Below are 228 nucleotides of genomic sequence, written 5' to 3'. Positions count from 1 at the left end.
AACCACTAATAAGCAGGGATTGCTGGCGTCTTCGCGCCCGAGAATCAACTTTTGCAGGTTACCGCCGGAGAGTTTTCCGGCTTCGAAATCGGCATCCGGGGTGCGTACCGCAAAGCGGGCGATGATGTCGCGCGCATGCTGACTAATGCGCTGGCGATCCAGCAGCCAGGCGCCCGCGCGGGTAAAAGTGCGCTGGCGGCCAAGCATGGCGTTATCAGTAATCGATAA

General features: G+C 58.8%; 1 pseudogene. It reads right to left on the bottom strand.

From position 1 onward, the window contains the following. Window positions 1-228 (bottom strand): annotated as a pseudogene (locus KVT28_RS27560) (heme ABC transporter ATP-binding protein); the annotation flags it as partial.

Origin of the sequence: Pantoea sp. GbtcB22, assembly GCF_019091025.1 — a bacterium.
GTDB lineage: Bacteria > Pseudomonadota > Gammaproteobacteria > Enterobacterales > Enterobacteriaceae > Pantoea > Pantoea leporis.
The sequence above is the reverse complement of the archived record's forward strand: the minus strand, read 5'-3'. Positions and strand labels throughout refer to the sequence as shown.